General features: G+C 64.5%; 10 protein-coding genes and 1 pseudogene. 8 read left to right on the forward strand and 3 right to left on the reverse strand.

What is annotated here, in order from left to right; translation table 11 throughout:
- The first annotated feature begins 9 nt into the window (after positions 1-9).
- The 8 genes and pseudogenes from P9875_RS03440 to P9875_RS03475 all read left to right on the forward strand — a co-directional run bounded on the left by P9875_RS03440 (position 10) and on the right by P9875_RS03475 (position 12,973).
- The gene (locus tag P9875_RS03440; protein ID WP_278317572.1) at positions 10-1,047 is read left to right on the forward strand and encodes a pilus assembly protein PilP; all 1,038 of its coding nucleotides are present in this window, start codon (positions 10-12) and stop codon (positions 1,045-1,047) included.
- A 92-nt stretch (positions 1,048-1,139) separates the two neighbouring features.
- Positions 1,140-2,465 (forward strand): annotated as a pseudogene (locus P9875_RS03445) (type IV pilus secretin PilQ); the annotation flags it as partial.
- 97 nt (positions 2,466-2,562) lie between these two features.
- The gene (locus tag P9875_RS03450) at positions 2,563-4,791 is read left to right on the forward strand and encodes an Ig-like domain-containing protein (RefSeq protein ID WP_278317573.1); all 2,229 of its coding nucleotides are present in this window, start codon (positions 2,563-2,565) and stop codon (positions 4,789-4,791) included.
- 107 nt (positions 4,792-4,898) lie between these two features.
- Positions 4,899-6,518, forward strand: a complete 1,620-nt coding sequence (gene aroKB / locus P9875_RS03455) for a bifunctional shikimate kinase/3-dehydroquinate synthase AroKB (RefSeq protein WP_035824048.1) — start codon at positions 4,899-4,901, stop codon at positions 6,516-6,518.
- A gap of 2 nt (positions 6,519-6,520) precedes the next feature.
- Positions 6,521-7,657, forward strand: coding sequence for a deoxyguanosinetriphosphate triphosphohydrolase (locus tag P9875_RS03460; RefSeq protein ID WP_278317575.1), 1,137 nt, complete (start codon positions 6,521-6,523; stop codon positions 7,655-7,657).
- Positions 7,658-7,920: 263 nt separating this feature from the next.
- On the forward strand, positions 7,921-8,631 hold the full coding sequence (gene dsrO / locus P9875_RS03465) for a sulfate reduction electron transfer complex DsrMKJOP subunit DsrO (protein WP_058049488.1): 711 nt from the start codon (positions 7,921-7,923) through the stop codon (positions 8,629-8,631).
- Positions 8,632-8,634: 3 nt separating this feature from the next.
- Complete coding sequence (nrfD, locus tag P9875_RS03470; RefSeq protein WP_099401306.1) at positions 8,635-9,741, forward strand: NrfD/PsrC family molybdoenzyme membrane anchor subunit; 1,107 nt, start codon at positions 8,635-8,637, stop codon at positions 9,739-9,741.
- 10 nt (positions 9,742-9,751) lie between these two features.
- Positions 9,752-12,973 (forward strand): molybdopterin dinucleotide binding domain-containing protein, encoded by a 3,222-nt coding sequence (locus P9875_RS03475; RefSeq protein ID WP_278317576.1) that lies wholly within the window; start codon positions 9,752-9,754, stop codon positions 12,971-12,973.
- Here P9875_RS03475 and P9875_RS03480 read toward each other — a convergent pair.
- From P9875_RS03480 to mutY, 3 genes are read right to left on the reverse strand one after another with little or no spacing between them, the layout of a single operon-like run.
- Positions 12,970-13,584, reverse strand: a complete 615-nt coding sequence (locus P9875_RS03480) for a response regulator transcription factor (protein ID WP_278317577.1) — start codon at positions 13,582-13,584, stop codon at positions 12,970-12,972. The two genes, P9875_RS03475 and P9875_RS03480, sit on opposite strands and share 4 nt — an antisense overlap.
- Positions 13,581-15,383, reverse strand: a complete 1,803-nt coding sequence (locus tag P9875_RS03485) for a sensor histidine kinase (protein ID WP_278317578.1) — start codon at positions 15,381-15,383, stop codon at positions 13,581-13,583. Before P9875_RS03485 ends, P9875_RS03480 begins: the two co-directional genes overlap by 4 nt.
- Positions 15,383-16,546, reverse strand: coding sequence for an A/G-specific adenine glycosylase (gene mutY / locus P9875_RS03490; RefSeq protein WP_278317579.1), 1,164 nt, complete (start codon positions 16,544-16,546; stop codon positions 15,383-15,385). The genes P9875_RS03485 and mutY overlap by 1 nt, the downstream gene beginning before the upstream one ends.
- Between the last annotated feature and the right edge of the window lie 11 nt (positions 16,547-16,557).

Consider the following 16,557-nt stretch of genomic DNA (forward strand, 5'->3'; position numbering starts at 1 on the left):
AGGTCGATCATGCTGAGCTTGAAAACCGCGTCGCTGTGGCCGCTACCCGCGCGCTTCGCTTGCGCCGCCCTGGCCGCTACGCTGGTGGCCGCGCTGCTGCACGCCGTGTGGCTGGCTGGGCTGATGACTGTCGTGCAGGGGGCGCGAGGCGAGGAGGCCCGCTTGCGCGTCGCCTATCTGTCGGCGCGGGCCAGGGCGCAGCAGTTGCCGCAATGGCGCGCACAGCAGCGCCAGGCCGGCGCCGAGCTGGCCCTGCTGGAACAGCAATTGCCCGACCAGCAGGCGATGGCGCAGCTGTTGACGCAGATTAACGCCGCAGGCCAGTCGCGCGGCTTGCAATTTTCCCTGTTCAAGCCCGGTGCGTCCCAGCCGCAAGCGCCGTATGTCGCCTTGCCGATCGCCATACAGTTGCGTGGCGGCTACCACGCCATGGGCGCGCTGCTGGCGGATTTGGCGGGCCTGCCGCGCATCGTCACGGTGCACGAACTGGCCTTGAACCTCGGCAAGGATCGCATGCTGACCCTCGATGCCGTGCTGCACGCGTATCGCTTGCCTGAAGCGGGGGAGCGGGCGGCGCAAGCGGCATTGCCTCCAAAGACCAGCGCGCCCGCAGTGACACCAGCTTGGCGCCCGCTTGCCGCCGTCGCGCCGTATCCCTACGCGGCGGCCGCCCTGGCCGATCCTTTCAATGCATTGCCGCCAGCGCCCGAGTCCGGTCAGCGTGGCGGCGTGGCGGGGCCCGACCCTCGGCGCATGCGCGAAGCGCTGGAAAACGTGGCCTTGCCGGCCATCAGCATGGTCGGCAGCGTGCAGCAGGATGGGCGCCTGAGCGCGCTGCTGCTGGCGGGCCAGCGCGTGTACCGGGTGACGGTGGGCCAGTACCTGGGGCAAGATCACGGCGTGGTGACGGACATCAGTGAGCGGGCGCTGCAGTACCGTGAATTGCTGCGCGAGGCGGATGGCCCCTGGCGCGAGCGGCGCGGCAGCCTGGTCTTGCAAGTGGCGGGAGCGGGGCCGAAGGCCAGCTTGCCCGAGGCGGCGCCGTGAGGCCGCGCCGCATGTTCTGGGCCGCCATGCTGTGTCTGCATGCCAGTAGCCTGGCCCAGGATGCCGTGGTGAACGTATCGGCGCCGCGTCTGTATGCGGGCGACAAAATCTCCGTTGATTTCCAGAACGTGGGCGTGCGCGCGGCCCTGCACATCCTGGCTGATGCGTCCGGCCAAAACATCATCGCCAGCGACAGCGTGGCGGGCAACGTGACCCTGCGCCTGCGCGACTTGCCGTGGGACCAGGCGCTCGACGTGCTGTTGCTGGCCAAGGGCCTGGAGATGCGGCGCAATGGCAGCGTGCTGTGGATCGCGCCGCGCGAGGAAATGCTGGCGCGCGAAAAACTGGAGCTCGAAGCGCGCGCCCAGATCGCCGAACTGGAACCCTTGCAGTCGGCAATCTTCCAGCTCAATTACCAGAAGGCCGAAGCGTTCCGCAGCGTATTCGGCCTGGATGCGGGGGAAGGGCGCAGCCGCTTGCTGTCGCGCCGTGGCAGCGTGCTGATCGAGCCGCGCACGAACCAGCTGTTCGTCACCGACGTGCCAGTCCGCCTGGAGCAGATACGTCAGTTGATCGCGAAGACGGATATTGCTACGCGACAAGTGATGATCGAGGCGCGCATCGTCGAGGCGAATGACAGCTTCAGCCGCAACCTGGGCGCGCGCCTGGGTTTTACGGACCAGCGCCTGGCGGCGGGCCAGCTGCCCGGTTTTTCCCTGGGCGGCGGCGGGCGCCGCGCGGCCATCGGCGGCAGCTACCAGGGCGTGGGCGAGGCGACGGGGCAAACGGTGGCCGGCAGCGGCGCTTTCGTGCCGAACTCGCAATTCGTCAACTTGCCCGCCGCCAGCATCAATGGCTTGCAGCCGGCCAGCTTCGCCCTGAGCCTGTTTTCGGCGGCCGCCAACCGTTTTCTGAACCTGGAACTGTCCGCGCTGGAAGCGGACGGCCGGGGCAAGATCATTTCCAGTCCCCGCGTGGTGACGGCCGACAAGGTGCTGGCGCTGATCGAGCAGGGCATCGAGCTGCCGTACCAGGTGGCCACCAGCAGCGGCGCCACGTCGATCACCTTTCGCAAGGCGAACCTGCGCCTGGAAGTGACGCCGCAGATCACGCCGGACGGCAACGTGGTGCTGGAAGTGGACGTCAACAAGGACAGCGTGGGCCAGGAAACGCGTTCCGGCTTTGCCATCGACACCAAGCACGTGCGCACGCAAGTGATGGTGGAAGACGGCGGCACGGTGGTGCTGGGCGGCATTTATCAGCAATCCGAGCGGGGCACGGACAGCAAGGTGCCGCTGCTGGGCGACATCCCCGTGCTTGGTGTTTTTTTCCGCAGCACGGGCCGCAGTCAAGAAAAAACGGAACTGATGGTGTTTATTACGCCGAAAATAGTGGCAGATCGGCCAGCAACACGTTAATGTCACATCTTTACGTTTAAGTAACAATGCAAACGAAAGCGGACTGATGGCGACTATGCGGAATGTATCTTTGAGCAACACTTATTGGAGTCGGGTAGTGAATTGGCTGGTCTTGCTGGCGCTGGGCGCCTTGCTGGCCGCGTGCGGCGGCGGTGGCGGCGATCCGACCATCGATGGCGGCAGCAGTGGTGGCACGACGGGCGGGGTGGCCGCGACGGTCACGGTAAGCCTGTTTAACGCTGCTGGCCAGCCTGGCAGTACGCTCAGCAGCACGACGCCGCTGACGGCCAAGGCGCTCGTCAACGATAAAAATGGCGTTCCCGTCAGCAATGCCGTGGTCACGTTTTCGGCCGATGCCACGCTGGTAACGTTGTCGTCGACCAACGGCACGGCACTGACCGATGCCAAGGGCTATGCCAGCATCACCGTCTCGGCCCTGAATGCAGCAGTCACCGGTGCGGGCAAGCTGACGGCCACTGTCGCAACGGCCACCGCCACGGTCACCGGCGAGGCGAGCTATGAAATCAAGGCAGCGCAGGCTGCTGGCGCGAAAATGACGCTGTCGCTGTTCAGCGGTAGCAGCGCAAGCAATTCTTTGTCGAGCGCCACGCCATTGACGGCCAAGGCGCTTGTTACCGACTTGAGCGGCAAGCCGATCACCGATGCCCTGGTAGTTTTTTCTACCGACAATGCCGTTGCTGTACTGTCCCCGTCGGTAGGGACGGCACTGACTGACGCGACGGGTATGGCCAGCGTTACCATGCGTCCTTTCAGTCTGACGAGCAGCGGCGCCGCTAGCTTGCGGGCAAGCACGACAGTAAATGGTGCTCTTGCCAGCACTCAAATTAACTATGTGCTGGGCACAACAGATCTGACGCTGGCCAACATGACCTTTTCGCCTGCCAGCATCCCTGCCTATGGCACGGCAAATGTGTCGGTCGATATCATGGCTGGCAGCAAGGCCTACACCGGTACGGGAGTAACGGTGGATTTTGGTTCGAACTGTGTCTCCGCGGGCAAAGCCAGCGTGAGCAGCGGCGTGCCGGCCGTCAATGGCAAGGCGACGGCCGTGTACCGCGATCTCGGTTGCGGCGGCGCGGACATGCTGTTTGCCTCCGTGACCGGTAGCAACGCCGCACTGCACGCCACCCTGAACGTCGCGCGGGCGACGCCGGCATCGGTACAGTTTTCCGCCGTTAGTCCGGTGGGGAAATCGCTTGTCATTCAAGGCCAGGGCGGCCTGTCGCGCACGGAAACGGCGACCCTGACTTTCCGCGTATTCGATACTTTTAACAGGCCTTTGCCAGGCCAGGAAGTCACTTTCTCGCTGCTGAACGGCCCGGGTGTGACGTTGAATAAGCTGAAGGACATCACCGATGCCAACGGTGAAGTCATCACCACGGTCAATTCCGGTCTTACGCCGACGACGTTCCGCGTCAAGGCCAGCCTGGCATCCGGCGTATCCACCTTGTCCGACTCCATCCTGGTGACGACCGGCTTGCCCGTGCAAACGGCATTTTCGCTGAGCGTGGTTAAATCCAACGTGGAAGGCTGGTCCTATGACAGCGGCGTGGGCAACCCCGCCACCACCGTCACTGTCCTGTTGGCGGACCAGGCGGGCAATCCGGTACCGGATGGCACGCCGGTGGCGTTCCAGAGCAACCTGGGCGCTATCGGTTCATCGAGCATGGGCGGCTGTACCACCACCAATGGCGGCTGCTCGGTCGATTTCCGCAGCCAGAATCCGCGTGTGGCGACCAATCCGCCGGCGACGCCCTGCAATGACCTCAAAAACGGCGGCACGGCGGACAGTAACTGGCCGGGCCTGGCGACCGTGTGCGCCAGCACGTCGGATGGCAGCACGACATTGTTTGCCAAGATCGCGATCTTCTTGAGCGACAGCCATCCTGACAAGGTCTTCCTGACGAACGACGATGGCAGCACCGCTGTCCTGGGGACACAGGCGTATGACCTGGGTTCCCGGTCGGCGAGCCTGCCCCGCACATTCCGCCTGCTGATCAGCGATCTGCATCAAAATCCCATGCCATCCGGTAGTACGGTGACAATCACGAATGCCGTCAATGGGCAGGTGTCAGTGTTGCCGGCGAGCGTGCAAAATATCTATCCGCACAATATGCTTGGTGTCGATGACAGGACGGGCAACAACATCAAGGGTAACCAGGGCAGCCTGCATACCGTTACAATTAACAGTATGACGCCGACCAGCTGTGTAGCCGATGTAGTCAATACGTTTAATGTGACAGTGACGACGCCGCTGGGCAACGCCACCAGTTACCCGTTTAGACTGACATTCTCCTGTCCTTGACCTGCGGGGGGAGCGGGGGCCGTCGAGGGCGGCACCCGTTATTTTCTGATTGATTGATATAAAAAGTGTCCGAAATTTCCAACAGTAATATTTTTCTTGTCGGCCTCATGGGCGCAGGCAAAACCACGATCGGACGCATCCTGGCCCGCAAGCTGGGCTTGCGCTTTGTCGATTCCGACCACGAAATCGAGGCACGCACGGGCGCGACCATCCCGTGGATCTTTGAAATCGAGGGCGAGGCCAGCTTTCGCCGGCGCGAGGCCGAGGTCATCCGCGACCTGAGCGCCCAGCAAGGTATCGTCATGGCCACCGGCGGCGGGGCCATCCTCAACGCCGACAGCCGCGCCTACCTGAAGGAACGGGGCACGGTCGTCTACCTGCGCGCCAGCGTCAGTAACATCCTCGCGCGCACCAGCCATGACAAGAACCGCCCGCTGCTGCAGACGGCCGACCCGCGCAGGAAGCTCGAAGAGCTGACGGCGCAGCGCGAGCCCCATTACATGGAAGTGGCCGACATTGTGATCGACACGGGCCGTCCTAACGTACAATCGATGGTCCAGACCATCCTGATGCAGCTGGCCAGCCTCGAATGCGAGGCCTCGCCCAACTGCGTCATTCATGCAGAGCCTTCGATGAACGAGCAATCCAAAATGTTGTTGAGCGTAGACCTCGACGAACGCAGTTATCCGATCGCCATCGGTCCCGGCCTCTTGGCTGACGCCGATGCGCTGCTGCGCCATATCAGCGGCCACAAGGTGGCCATCGTCACCAATACCACCGTCGCGCCCCTGTATCTGGGTCGCCTGCAGGCGGCGCTGGCCAGCGATGGCCGCGAAGTGATCTGCATCGTCCTGCCGGACGGCGAAGAGTATAAAAACTGGGCCAGCCTGATGCAGATCTTCGACGCGCTGCTGGCCAATAAATGCGACCGCAAGACTACCCTGGTGGCGCTGGGCGGCGGCGTGATCGGCGACCTGACCGGCTATGCGGCCGCCAGCTACATGCGCGGCATCGGCTTCGTGCAGGTGCCTACCACCCTGCTGGCGCAGGTCGATTCCTCCGTCGGCGGCAAGACGGGCATCAACCACCCGCTGGGCAAGAACATGATCGGCGCCTTCTACCAGCCGCGCGCCGTGATCGCCGACACCTCGACCCTGGAAACCCTGCCGGCGCGCGAGCTGTCGGCCGGCCTGGCCGAAGTGATCAAGCATGGCGCCATCATCGATGCCGCGTTTTTCGACTGGATCGAAGCGAACATGGCCAAGCTGATGGCGCGCGACAAGGGCGCCTTGGCCTACGCGATCGCCCGCTCGTGCGAAATCAAGGCCGACGTGGTGCGCCAGGACGAGCGCGAAGGCGGCCTGCGCGCCATCCTGAACTTCGGCCACACCTTCGGCCACGCCATCGAGGCGGGCCTGGGCTACGGCCACTGGCTGCACGGCGAAGCCGTCGGCTGCGGCATGGTGATGGCGGCGGACCTGTCGTGCCGCATGGGCTATATCGACCAGGCGGCCGTCGAGCGCGTGCGCAAACTCGTCGCCGCCGCCGGCCTGCCCGTCAAGGCGCCGGACCTCGGTGTCGCGCGCTGGCTGGAACTGATGGAGGTCGACAAGAAGAACGAGGGCGGCGCCATCAAGTTCATCCTGTTGAAACCGCTGGGCAGCCCGAGCATCACGTCCGCGCCCCATGAACTGGTGCTGGCCACACTGGCCGCCGGAGTGCAATAGCCATGGCGCCCGAAGACTTCCTTGCCCCCTACGCGGCCCACTCGGCACAGGGTCAGGGACGTCGCTTTGATGAAGCGGCGCACGCCTCGCGCAGCCAGTTCCAGCGTGACCGCGACCGCATCATCCATTCCTCGGCCTTCCGCCGCCTCGAATACAAGACCCAGGTATTCCTCAACCACGAGGGAGACCTGTTTCGCACGCGCCTGACGCACAGCCTGGAAGTGGCGCAAGTGGGGCGTTCGATTGCGCGCAACCTGCGCCTGAACGAAGACCTGGTGGAAGCCATCGCGCTGGCGCATGACCTGGGCCACACGCCATTCGGCCACGTGGGTCAGGACGTGCTCAATGAATGCATGCAGGAGCATGGCGGCTTCGAGCACAACTTGCAAAGCCTGCGCGTGGTCGACACGCTGGAAGAGCACTACGGCGCCTTCGACGGCTTGAACCTGATGTTCGAGACGCGCGAAGGCATCTTGAAACATTGCTCGCTGGCGCATGCGCGCGAACTCGGTCCCGTGGCACAGCGCTTCATCGACCGCACGCAACCGACGCTGGAAGCGCAGCTGACCAACCTGGCCGACGAAATCGCCTACAACAGCCACGATATCGACGACGGCTTGCGTTCCGGCCTGATCACCATCGCCCAGCTGGAAGAGGTGGAATTCTTCGGCCGCCTGTGGCGCGAGGTGCAGCAGGCGTTCCCGGGTCTGTCGGGCCGGCGCGCCATCTACGAAACCCTGCGCCGCCTGATCACGGCACTGGCCGACGATCTGATCGTCACCTCGACGCAGCTCATTGCCGATGCCGCCCCGCGTGATGTGAACGAAGTGCGCGCCAGCGCTCCGCTGATCCGTTTTTCGGACGCCATGCGCAAGGACGCGACGGAGCTGAAACGCTTTTTGCGCGCGAACCTGTACCGCCACTACCAGGTCAACCGCATGCGCGTCAAAGCGAGCCGCATCGTGCGCGAACTGTACGACAGCTTCATGGCCGAACCAGCCCTGCTGCCGCCCGACTATCAGGTCAATGGCGATGATGTGACCAAGCAGGCGCGCAAGATCGCCGACTACATCGCCGGCATGACGGACCGCTACGCGATCCGCGAGCACCGCAGGCTGTATTCGCTCGACGAGCTGTAACGGTCACTGCGGGCACTGACATGCTCGCGTGACGCTGCGTGTCGGGTTACGCCGTGCCGGCTAACCCGACCTACCAATACAGGCGGTCATGGGGAATCCGACAACATTGCTGGCGCGGCGCCTTTACTCCGCATTGTCGATCCTGTCAATTGGCATGATCATCTAGGTCCCCGCACTATCACCCCAATATCCCCGCAGCGCCTTCTTTTCTATCATGGCAGCAAGTCAACAAGGGCTTGCCGCCCATAGTCAAGGAGAGTGTCATGATTGAATCGCGCCGCAGTTTCTTGCGCGCCTTGCCAGCCGTAACCATCGGGGCGGCCATCGCGCCGCTGCCCGGCAAGGCGGCCACCAAGGGCGAAGGCGGCCAGCGCTGGGCGATGGTGGTCGACGTGCAGAAGTGCATCGGCTGCCAGGCTTGCACGGTCTCCTGCATCATGGAAAACGCCGTGCCGGAAAACAGCTTCCGCACCGTCGTCTCGACCTATGAAGTCAAGGAAGAGAACCGCTGCGGCACTTACATGCTGCCGCGCCTGTGCAACCACTGCGCCAATCCCCCCTGTATTCCCGTCTGTCCCGTGGGCGCCACCTTCCAGCGCAAGGATGGCGTCGTCGTCGTCGACGGCGACCGCTGCGTGGGCTGCGCCTACTGCGTGCAAGCGTGCCCGTACGACGCGCGCTTCATCAACCACGAAACGGGCAAGGCCGACAAGTGCACGTTCTGCGCGCACCGCGTCGACGAAGGCTTGCTGCCGGCCTGCGTGGAAACCTGCGTGGGCGGCGCGCGCATCTTCGGCGACCTCAATGATCCGGAAAGCCTGGTGCACCAGCTGCTCACCGAGAACAAGGTGAAGGTACTCAAACCCGAGCAGGGCACCCAGCCCCACGTGTTTTACCTGGGACTGGATACGCGCTTCGCCGGCCACGTCGAAGGCGAAGCGACTCTTTGGCAACCGAGCAAACACGGGAAATAAACCATGGACAGCCACATCACCGAAATTGTCAACGTCACGCGCGAAGCGGCATGGTTGCCGTGGGCGGTGCAGTATTTTTTCCTCATCGGCCTCAGTTACGGCAGCTTCATGCTGACCTTGCCGTACTTCGTTTTCGGCCGCAAGGCGTATGAACGCCTGGGGCGCATCGCGCTGCTGGCGTCCCTCGTCTGCGGCATGACGGCGCCCGTGGCGCTGCTGGCCGACTTGCACGGGCCGGGCCGCTTCTACCACTTCTATATTTACTTCCAGCCGCAATCGTGGATGTCGTGGGGCTCGTTCTTCATTCCTCTGTATCTGGGCTGTCTGATGCTGTACGCGTGGCTGGCGCTGCGCGTGGACTTTTCCACGCGGGGGCAGGGCCAGGATCGCCTGGCCTGGGCCTACCGCCTGCTGGGACGCGGTGGCGCCGCATCGCGCAAGGCCATCGTCACCGCTGCCGCCTTCACCTTGCTGGCCGCCTTTGTCGTGGGCCTGTACACGGGCATGGAAGTAATGGTGGTGCGCGCCCGTCCCCTGTGGTTCACGCCTTTCCTGCCGGCGCAATTTGCCGCCACGGCATTCGTGGGAGCGGTGGGCCTGGCGCTGCTGTTCAACCGTTTCCTGCCGGGCCGCGAGCAGGCGCTGGAAGTGTCGCTGAACCGCGCGCTGGCCCTGTCGCTGGCGCTGGTGCTGGCCCTGGGTGGCGGCTGGCTGTTCGTCAGTCTCTCCGGCGTGAGCGCCAGCCACAGCATGGCGTTCACCCAGGTGGCCGGCATGCCGCAATGGCAGTTCACGGCCGTCTGGGCCGTGCTGTCGTCCATCGTGCCGATGGCCCTGGCCATCTGGCGCCCGGCCACGAGTGGCCTGGTCAATGGCCTGATCGCGCTGCATAGCGCCTGGATGATGCGCTGGACGATTTTCATTGGCGGCCAGACGATCCCGAAAACGGGCGCCGGCCTGTATGACTACCACCTGCCAATGGGGAACGATGGCTTGATGGGGATTATAGGCACGGCCGGCCTGTGGATCGCGCTGCTGTTGCTGATGCTGGAATTTTTGCCATGGGCCGGACGCATGCTGCGCAACCGTCCCGCCATGGCCACGCACTGAGGAGTCAAAAATGAACGAACGCACAAACAACGACGACCGCAACGACGGCCCTGAAGACGAAAACGAAAAACGCCGCAAGCTGCTACGCTACGGCGCCATTGGCGGGGGCCTGGCCGCCTTTGCCGCCAGCTTTTCCACCACGGCCGGCCGCATGGTCGACCACGCGCTGGGTAAAGATAAACCCGTGCAAAAACTGCATGGCAACTCCCTGCCGCCCGAGTTTTCCGTCGACACGGCCACGGGCAAGCTGACCGTCAATCCGGACCAGCAGGTCAGCTACACCATGTGCATGGGCTGCACCACGTTTTGCGGCGTGCGCGTGCGCCTGGATAAAAAAAGCGGCAAGGTGCTGCGCGTGGCGGGCAACCCGTACAGCCCCCTGTCGGCCGATCCGGCGCTGCCATATCAAACCTCGATCCGCGACAGCTTCGTCTCGCTGTCGCGCTTCCAGGAAAAGGGGCTGAAGGGCCGCTCGACGGCTTGCGGCCGTGGTAACGGCGTGCTGGAACAGATGGAGTCGCCATTCCGCGTGCTGGCGCCCATGAAGCGTGTGGGACCGCGCGGCGGCGGCCAGTGGGAACCGATCGCCTTCGATCAATTGGTCAAGGAAGTGACGGAAGGCGGCGACCTGTTTGGCGAGGGCCACGTGCAGGGCTTGCGCGCCTTGCGCGAACTGGAAAAACCGATCGATCCGGCGCAGCCGGAACTGGGCCCGCAAGTCAATCAGGTGGGCCTGATGTGCAGCACCGACGATGGCCGCCTGGCGTTCGGCACGCGCTTTTTCAAGCAGTCGTACGGCAGTCTGAACCTGGTCAACCACGGCTCGTATTGCGGCGGCGCCTACCGCAGCGGCTCGGGCGCCATGTTCGGCGACATGAAGAAAATGCCGCACGCGAAAGTGGACCTGGAAAACACGGAGTTCTGCATTTTCGTCGGCACGGCGCCGGGCAATGCGGGCAACCCGTTCAAGCGCCAGGGCACCCTGATCGCGAAAGCCCGTTCCGGCAAGCGCGAATTCAGCTACGTCGTCGTCGACCCCGTCCTGACGAATGCGGACAGCCTGGCCGCGGGCGACCGCAGCCGCTGGGTGCCGATCAAGCCGGGCACGGATGGCGCGCTGGCCATGGCCATGATCCGCTGGATCATCGAGCACGAACGCTATGACCGCAACTTCCTCGTGCAGCCGAACCTGAAGGTGGCGGAAGCGGCAGGCGAAGCCGCCTGGTGCAACGCCACGCATCTGGTCATCAGCGAGAAGGGCCATCCGCGCGATGGCCGCTACCTGCGCGCGTCGGACATCGGTGCGGTGGAACTGGCGGAAGAAGAGCGCTACAAGGATGGCGACGCCTTCTGCGTGATCGACGCCGCCACGCAAGCCATCGTGCCGCACAACGTCGCCAAGGGCGAGGCGCGATTGTTCTTCGACGGCCCGCTGGACGTGCTTGGCGCGCCGCTGCACCTGAAGACGGCCATGACGATGCTCAACGAAGAAGCGCAGCGCCACAGCATGGACGAGTATTCGGCCGCCTGCGGTATCGGGCGCGACATCATCGAAGGCCTGGCGCAGGAACTCACCAGCCATGGCAAGCGCGCGGCCGTCAATGCGCACGGCGGCATGATGTCGGGCGCCGGCTTTTACAACGCGTATGCGCTGGTCATGCTCAATACCCTGATCGGCAATTTGAACCGCAAGGGCGGCACCCTGGTCAATGGCGGCAGCTTCAAGGATGCGGGACCCGGTCCGCGCTACAACCTCGAGAGTTTCGACGGCGAGATCAAGGCGGCCGGCATGCCGATCGGACGCAATGTGCCGTATGAAAAAACCTCGGAATTCAAGCTGAAGAAGGAAGCGGGCAAGGCGTATCCTGCCAGGGCGCCGTGGTATCCGAACGCGCCCGCGCTGGCGACCGAGTGGCTCACCAGCGCCATGAACGGCTATCCGTACACTCTGAAGGCGCTGATCCTGTGGAGCTGCAATCCCGTCTACGGCATCACGGGCTTGCGCGCGCAGATCGGCAAGGAGCTGGCCGATCCGAAGAAGATTCCCCTGATCGTCGCCATCGACCCCTTCATCAATGAAAGCTCGGCGTTTGCCGATTACCTGCTGCCCGATACCTTGCTGTATGAAAGCTGGGGCTGGGCCGGCGCCTGGGGCGGCATGCCCGTCAAAATGAGCACGGCGCGCTGGCCCGTGGTCGAACCGCGCGTGCAAAAAACGCCGGACGGCCAGACCATCTGCATGGAATCGTTCTTCATCGCGCTGGCAAAAACGATGGCCTTGCCCGGCTTCGGTCCGGACGCCTTGCAAGACACGGATGGCCAGCGCTTCCCCCTGCAGCGCGCGGAAGACTGGTATCTGCGCGGCGGCGCCAACATCGCCTGGCAGGGCAAGACGTCCGTGCCTGACGCCAGCGACGACGACATCGAGCTGTCCGGCGTTGCGCGCATCCGCCCCGAACTGGAGCGCACCCTGAAGCCGGAAGAGTGGCGCAAGGTGGCCTTCATGCTGGCGCGGGGAGGACGCTACCAGAGCTATGGCGAGATGTTCGGCCTGCGCCTGCCGCCACCCGCGAACCCCAAGGCGCCGGCTGCTCCGGTGCCGGTGATCGGCGAGACGCCGTATCCGCAGGACTGGTCCACGCACCGCTATCTGAAACAGATGATGCTGTACAACGAGGGTCTGGGCGTGAGCAAGAACAGCTTGAGCGGCAAGCGTTTCCCCGGCACGCCCGCGTGGAGAGTGGCGGCGTTTGCCGACGGCACGCCCGTACGTAAAACCTATCCGGCCAGCGAATGGCCGTTCGAGTTGATCAGTTTTAAATCGGCGCTGCAAAACTCGTACAGCATCGGCGCGCGGCGCTTGCGCGGCATCCATCCCGACAACCCGGTCGCCGTGCATCCCGACGATGCGGCGCGCTTGAAGCTGCAAAATGGCGATGAAATTTACCTGGAGACGCCGGGTGGCAAGGCCAGGGCCACGGTGATGCTGCGCCATGGCGTGCAGCGCGGCGTGATCGCCATCGAACACGGTTTCGGCCACAAGGAGCACGGCGCGCGCGCCCACCGCATCGGCAAATCGCGTCAGCCCGACGAGCCCGCAATCGGCGCCGGCATCAACCTGAATGACCTGGGGCTGACGGACCCGAGCCGCGGCGACAAGAACGTGTTTGTCGATCCCGTCTCGGGCACGTCGGTGCGGCAGGGACTGCCGGCGCGCATCGTGCGGGTTTAGATTTGTCCACCTGCCATCAGCAGCCGGGCCACCTCGGCTGCTGAGTGCAGGCCCAGTTTTTCCATCGTGTTATGGCGGTGCACCTGCACCGTTTTATCGCTGATGCCCAGTTCGCGGGCGATGACTTTCGAGGCTTTGCCTTCGGCCATCAGCAGCGCCACTTCGCGCTCGCGCACGGTGAGCCTGGCCAGTGCCGTTTGCGCCGTATTCGCGCTGGCGGCGCTGCGGCTTTCTGCCACGCTGCGGGCCACGGCGCGCGAGACGGCGTCCAGCAATACCTGATCTTTGCACGGCTTTTCCAGAAAATCGCAGGCGCCCGCCTTCATCGTTTGCACGGCCATGGCCAGGTCGCCGTGGCCGCTGAGGAAAATCACGGGCAGCGCGATCGCATGGTGCGACAATTCCTGTTGCAGCTCCAGCCCGCTCATCAAAGGCATGCGCACGTCGAGCAGCAAGCAGCCAGGCGCCTGGCCCTCGTAGCGCTGCAGGAAATCGCGCGCCGACTCGAACGTTTCCACTTTCCAGCCGGCCGAATCGAACAGATAGGCCAGCGAACGGCGCATGGCGGCGTCGTCGTCGACGACAAAGATGATCGCATCGCTTTCACTCATGGTGTTTCCTCTTGTATTTCCTTGTGCGCTTCCATATGGCTATCTTCGGGCAGGCGGAACCAGACCGTCAAGCCAGGCGCATCCGCGTTGGCGTGTGCCGACAGGCTGCCACCGAACGATTCGATGATGCTTTTGCTGAGCGACATGCCCAGGCCCAGGCCTTCAGCCTTGGTGGTGAAAAATGGTTCGAACAATCGCGCCATCTGCGCCGCATCGAGGCCGCAGCCGGCGTCGCGCACGGCCACCGTGCAGGCGCCGTTTTCACGGTGCAGCAGCACGCCGATGGGGTGTGCTGGATTGTCGTTTTCCACCTGCGCATCGAGCGCATTTTTCAATAAATTGAGCAGCACCTGCTGCACTTGCTGCGGGTCGGCCAGCACGCGCGGCGCAAGCCTGGCGCTGTCGTGGCGCCAGTCTATCCTTGCCTGTGGATGGGCCGCGCGGAACAGCGATACTGCTTGCTCCACGGCGTCGGCCAGGGCGAAGGCCGTGCTGTGCGCGGGACGTTTTTGCGCCATCGCGCGGATGTGGCGGATGATGGCGCCCGCACGCTCGCTTTGCGTGGCGATTTCCTGCGCGCCATCGAGCAGCGGCGCCGCGTCGAGGCGGCCCGCCGTGATGCGGCGCGCCATGCCGCGCGCGAAATTGCCGATGGCGGCCAGCGGCTGGTTCAGTTCGTGCGCGATGGCGCTGGCCATCTCGCCCAAAATCGCCAGGCGCGCCGTGTGATCGAGCGTGGCCTGGCGCTGGCGCGCCTGCTCTTCCAGCGCGCGCTGCTGGTGCTGGGCCGCGCGCAATTGCTCCGTGCGCCGGCTGACCAGGTATTCCACGCGCACCGTGTGCACGGCCCAGGCCACGAGCAGGGCCAGCACCAGCAGCATCCAGCCCCAGTAGCGGCGCAGCGCCGTCTCGAACGTTAGCTTGTCCAGGTAGGCGTAGGGGCCGATGTGCAAGTCGCGGAACAGTTCATCGACGATCTGGTAATCGCTGGGCACCGTCCAGCTATAGCCCTCTTCGGTGCGCGGCATGGCCAGCAGGGCCTGCGCCACTTTTTTTGCCAGCGCGGGCGGCGTCTGGCGCAGGGCCACGAAGGGCCAGTCCGGATACAGCCGCGACGAGCTGGCGCAGCGAAAGCCGGGTATCGGGCGCGTGGTGATCACGCGCAGTTCCTCGGCGCGCACTTCACCGCGCGCCACCATCTGTTCCAGCAAACATGTGCGCACGATGCCCGCATCCATGCGTCCGGCCCGCACGGCGTCGATGATCTGCTGCGAGGGAAAACCGCTGTAGCGCAGGCTGGCAAAATCGTGCGCGGGATCGATGCCCGCTTCGCGCAGTTCGCGCGCGGCGATCTGGTAGCCGCCAAAGGCGTCGGGCGCCACGGCCATCACATTCTTGCCCGCCAGGTCGGCCAGGTCATGCAGCGGCGACGCGCTGCGCACGACGATGGCCGAGCCGATGGCCTGGCGCGGCGAGTCCGTCCATGGCGATTCCAGGGTGGCGATGCGGCTGGCGCCGTCGCTGTGTTCGAGCGCCACGTAATGGCCGCTGCTGGTGATGGCAAAGGCGATCGCTTGCGACTGCACGGCGCGCGTCAGGCCCGCCTGGTCATAGTCGGCCAGGATGAAACGGATACCGGGAATGCTGGCCTGCAGGTGGCGCGTCACGTACGACCAGTCCTGCTGCACGGCGTCGCCGCCCTTGTAGGCCAGCACGCCGATGCGGACCTCTGGTAGCGCCGTGTCGGCATGCACTGGCGCGAGCAGGAGGGCCAGCGCCAGTAGGACAAGCCTGCGCACTAAAACATGCTGCGCTGCGCCGAACGCGCATCGCCGAACAGGTCCAGCAGCAGTTTTTTGATGGGGGCCGGCAGCGGCGCATCGGCGATTTTCGCGCCGTCGTACCAGACGTGCGTCGCTTCTCCTGCCAGCGCCAGACGGCGCGCCAGGGTGATGCTGCAGGGGACGATGTGCAGCTTGTAGTGCGTGAAGACGTGCACGATGGGCAGCAGCCGTTCCTGCGATTCGATTTCGCCGAACGGCGCCACGGCGCGCGCCAGCGCATCCTGGTCGATGTCGCGTGGAGAGTCTGCATCGGCCAGCACGTGGCCATCGAGTTCGGGCAGGGACAGCAAGCCGCCCCAGATGCCCGAGCCGGGACGCTGCTCCAGCAGCACCTGGCCGTCGTTGATGACGACGAGCATGACGGCGTGTTTTTCCGGGCTGGTTTTCTTCGGCTTGCGCACAGGTAAGTCTTTAACCCGATGGGTGGCGTAGGCCACGCAGCGCGGCTGCAAGGGGCAGCGGCCGCAATCGGGGCTGCTGCGCGTGCACAGGGTGGCGCCGAAGTCCATCAGGCCCTGTGTGTAGGCTTCGATGCCGGTTTCAGGCAGCAGCGCTTCGGCGCGGCGCCACATGGCTTCCTCGACCCGTTTTTCGCCGGGATAGGCATCGATGCCGAAGGTGCGCGCGAACACGCGCTTGACGTTGCCATCCATGATGGCCGCGCGCGTGCCGCTGGAAAACGCGGAGATAGCGGCCGCCGTCGAGCGGCCGATGCCGGGCAGGTCGGCCAGCAGGGCCGGGTCGCTGGGGAACACGCCGTCGTATTCGGCCACCACGCGCTGCGCGCACTTGTGCAGATTGCGCGCCCGCGTGTAGTAGCCAAGGCCGCTCCACTGCGCCATCACGTCTTCGACGGGCGCGCTAGCGAGGTCGCGCAGGGTGGGGAAGCGTTCGAGGAAGCGCGCGTAGTAGCCGAGTACGGCGGTCACCTGCGTTTGCTGCAGCATGATTTCGGACAGCCAGATCAGGTAAGCGTCGCGCGTGTTTTGCCAGGGCAGCGCGTGGCGTCCATGCTGCTTTTGCCAGGCGATGACGGTGGCGGAAAAAGTCGGGTCGACGTAATTTTCAAAAGACGCTGTGCCTGTGGCGGGCGAGAGCGGATGCAGCAAACGTTTCATGCAGAGTTTCC

Source organism: Janthinobacterium rivuli (assembly GCF_029690045.1).
GTDB classification, from domain to species: domain Bacteria; phylum Pseudomonadota; class Gammaproteobacteria; order Burkholderiales; family Burkholderiaceae_D; genus Janthinobacterium; species Janthinobacterium rivuli.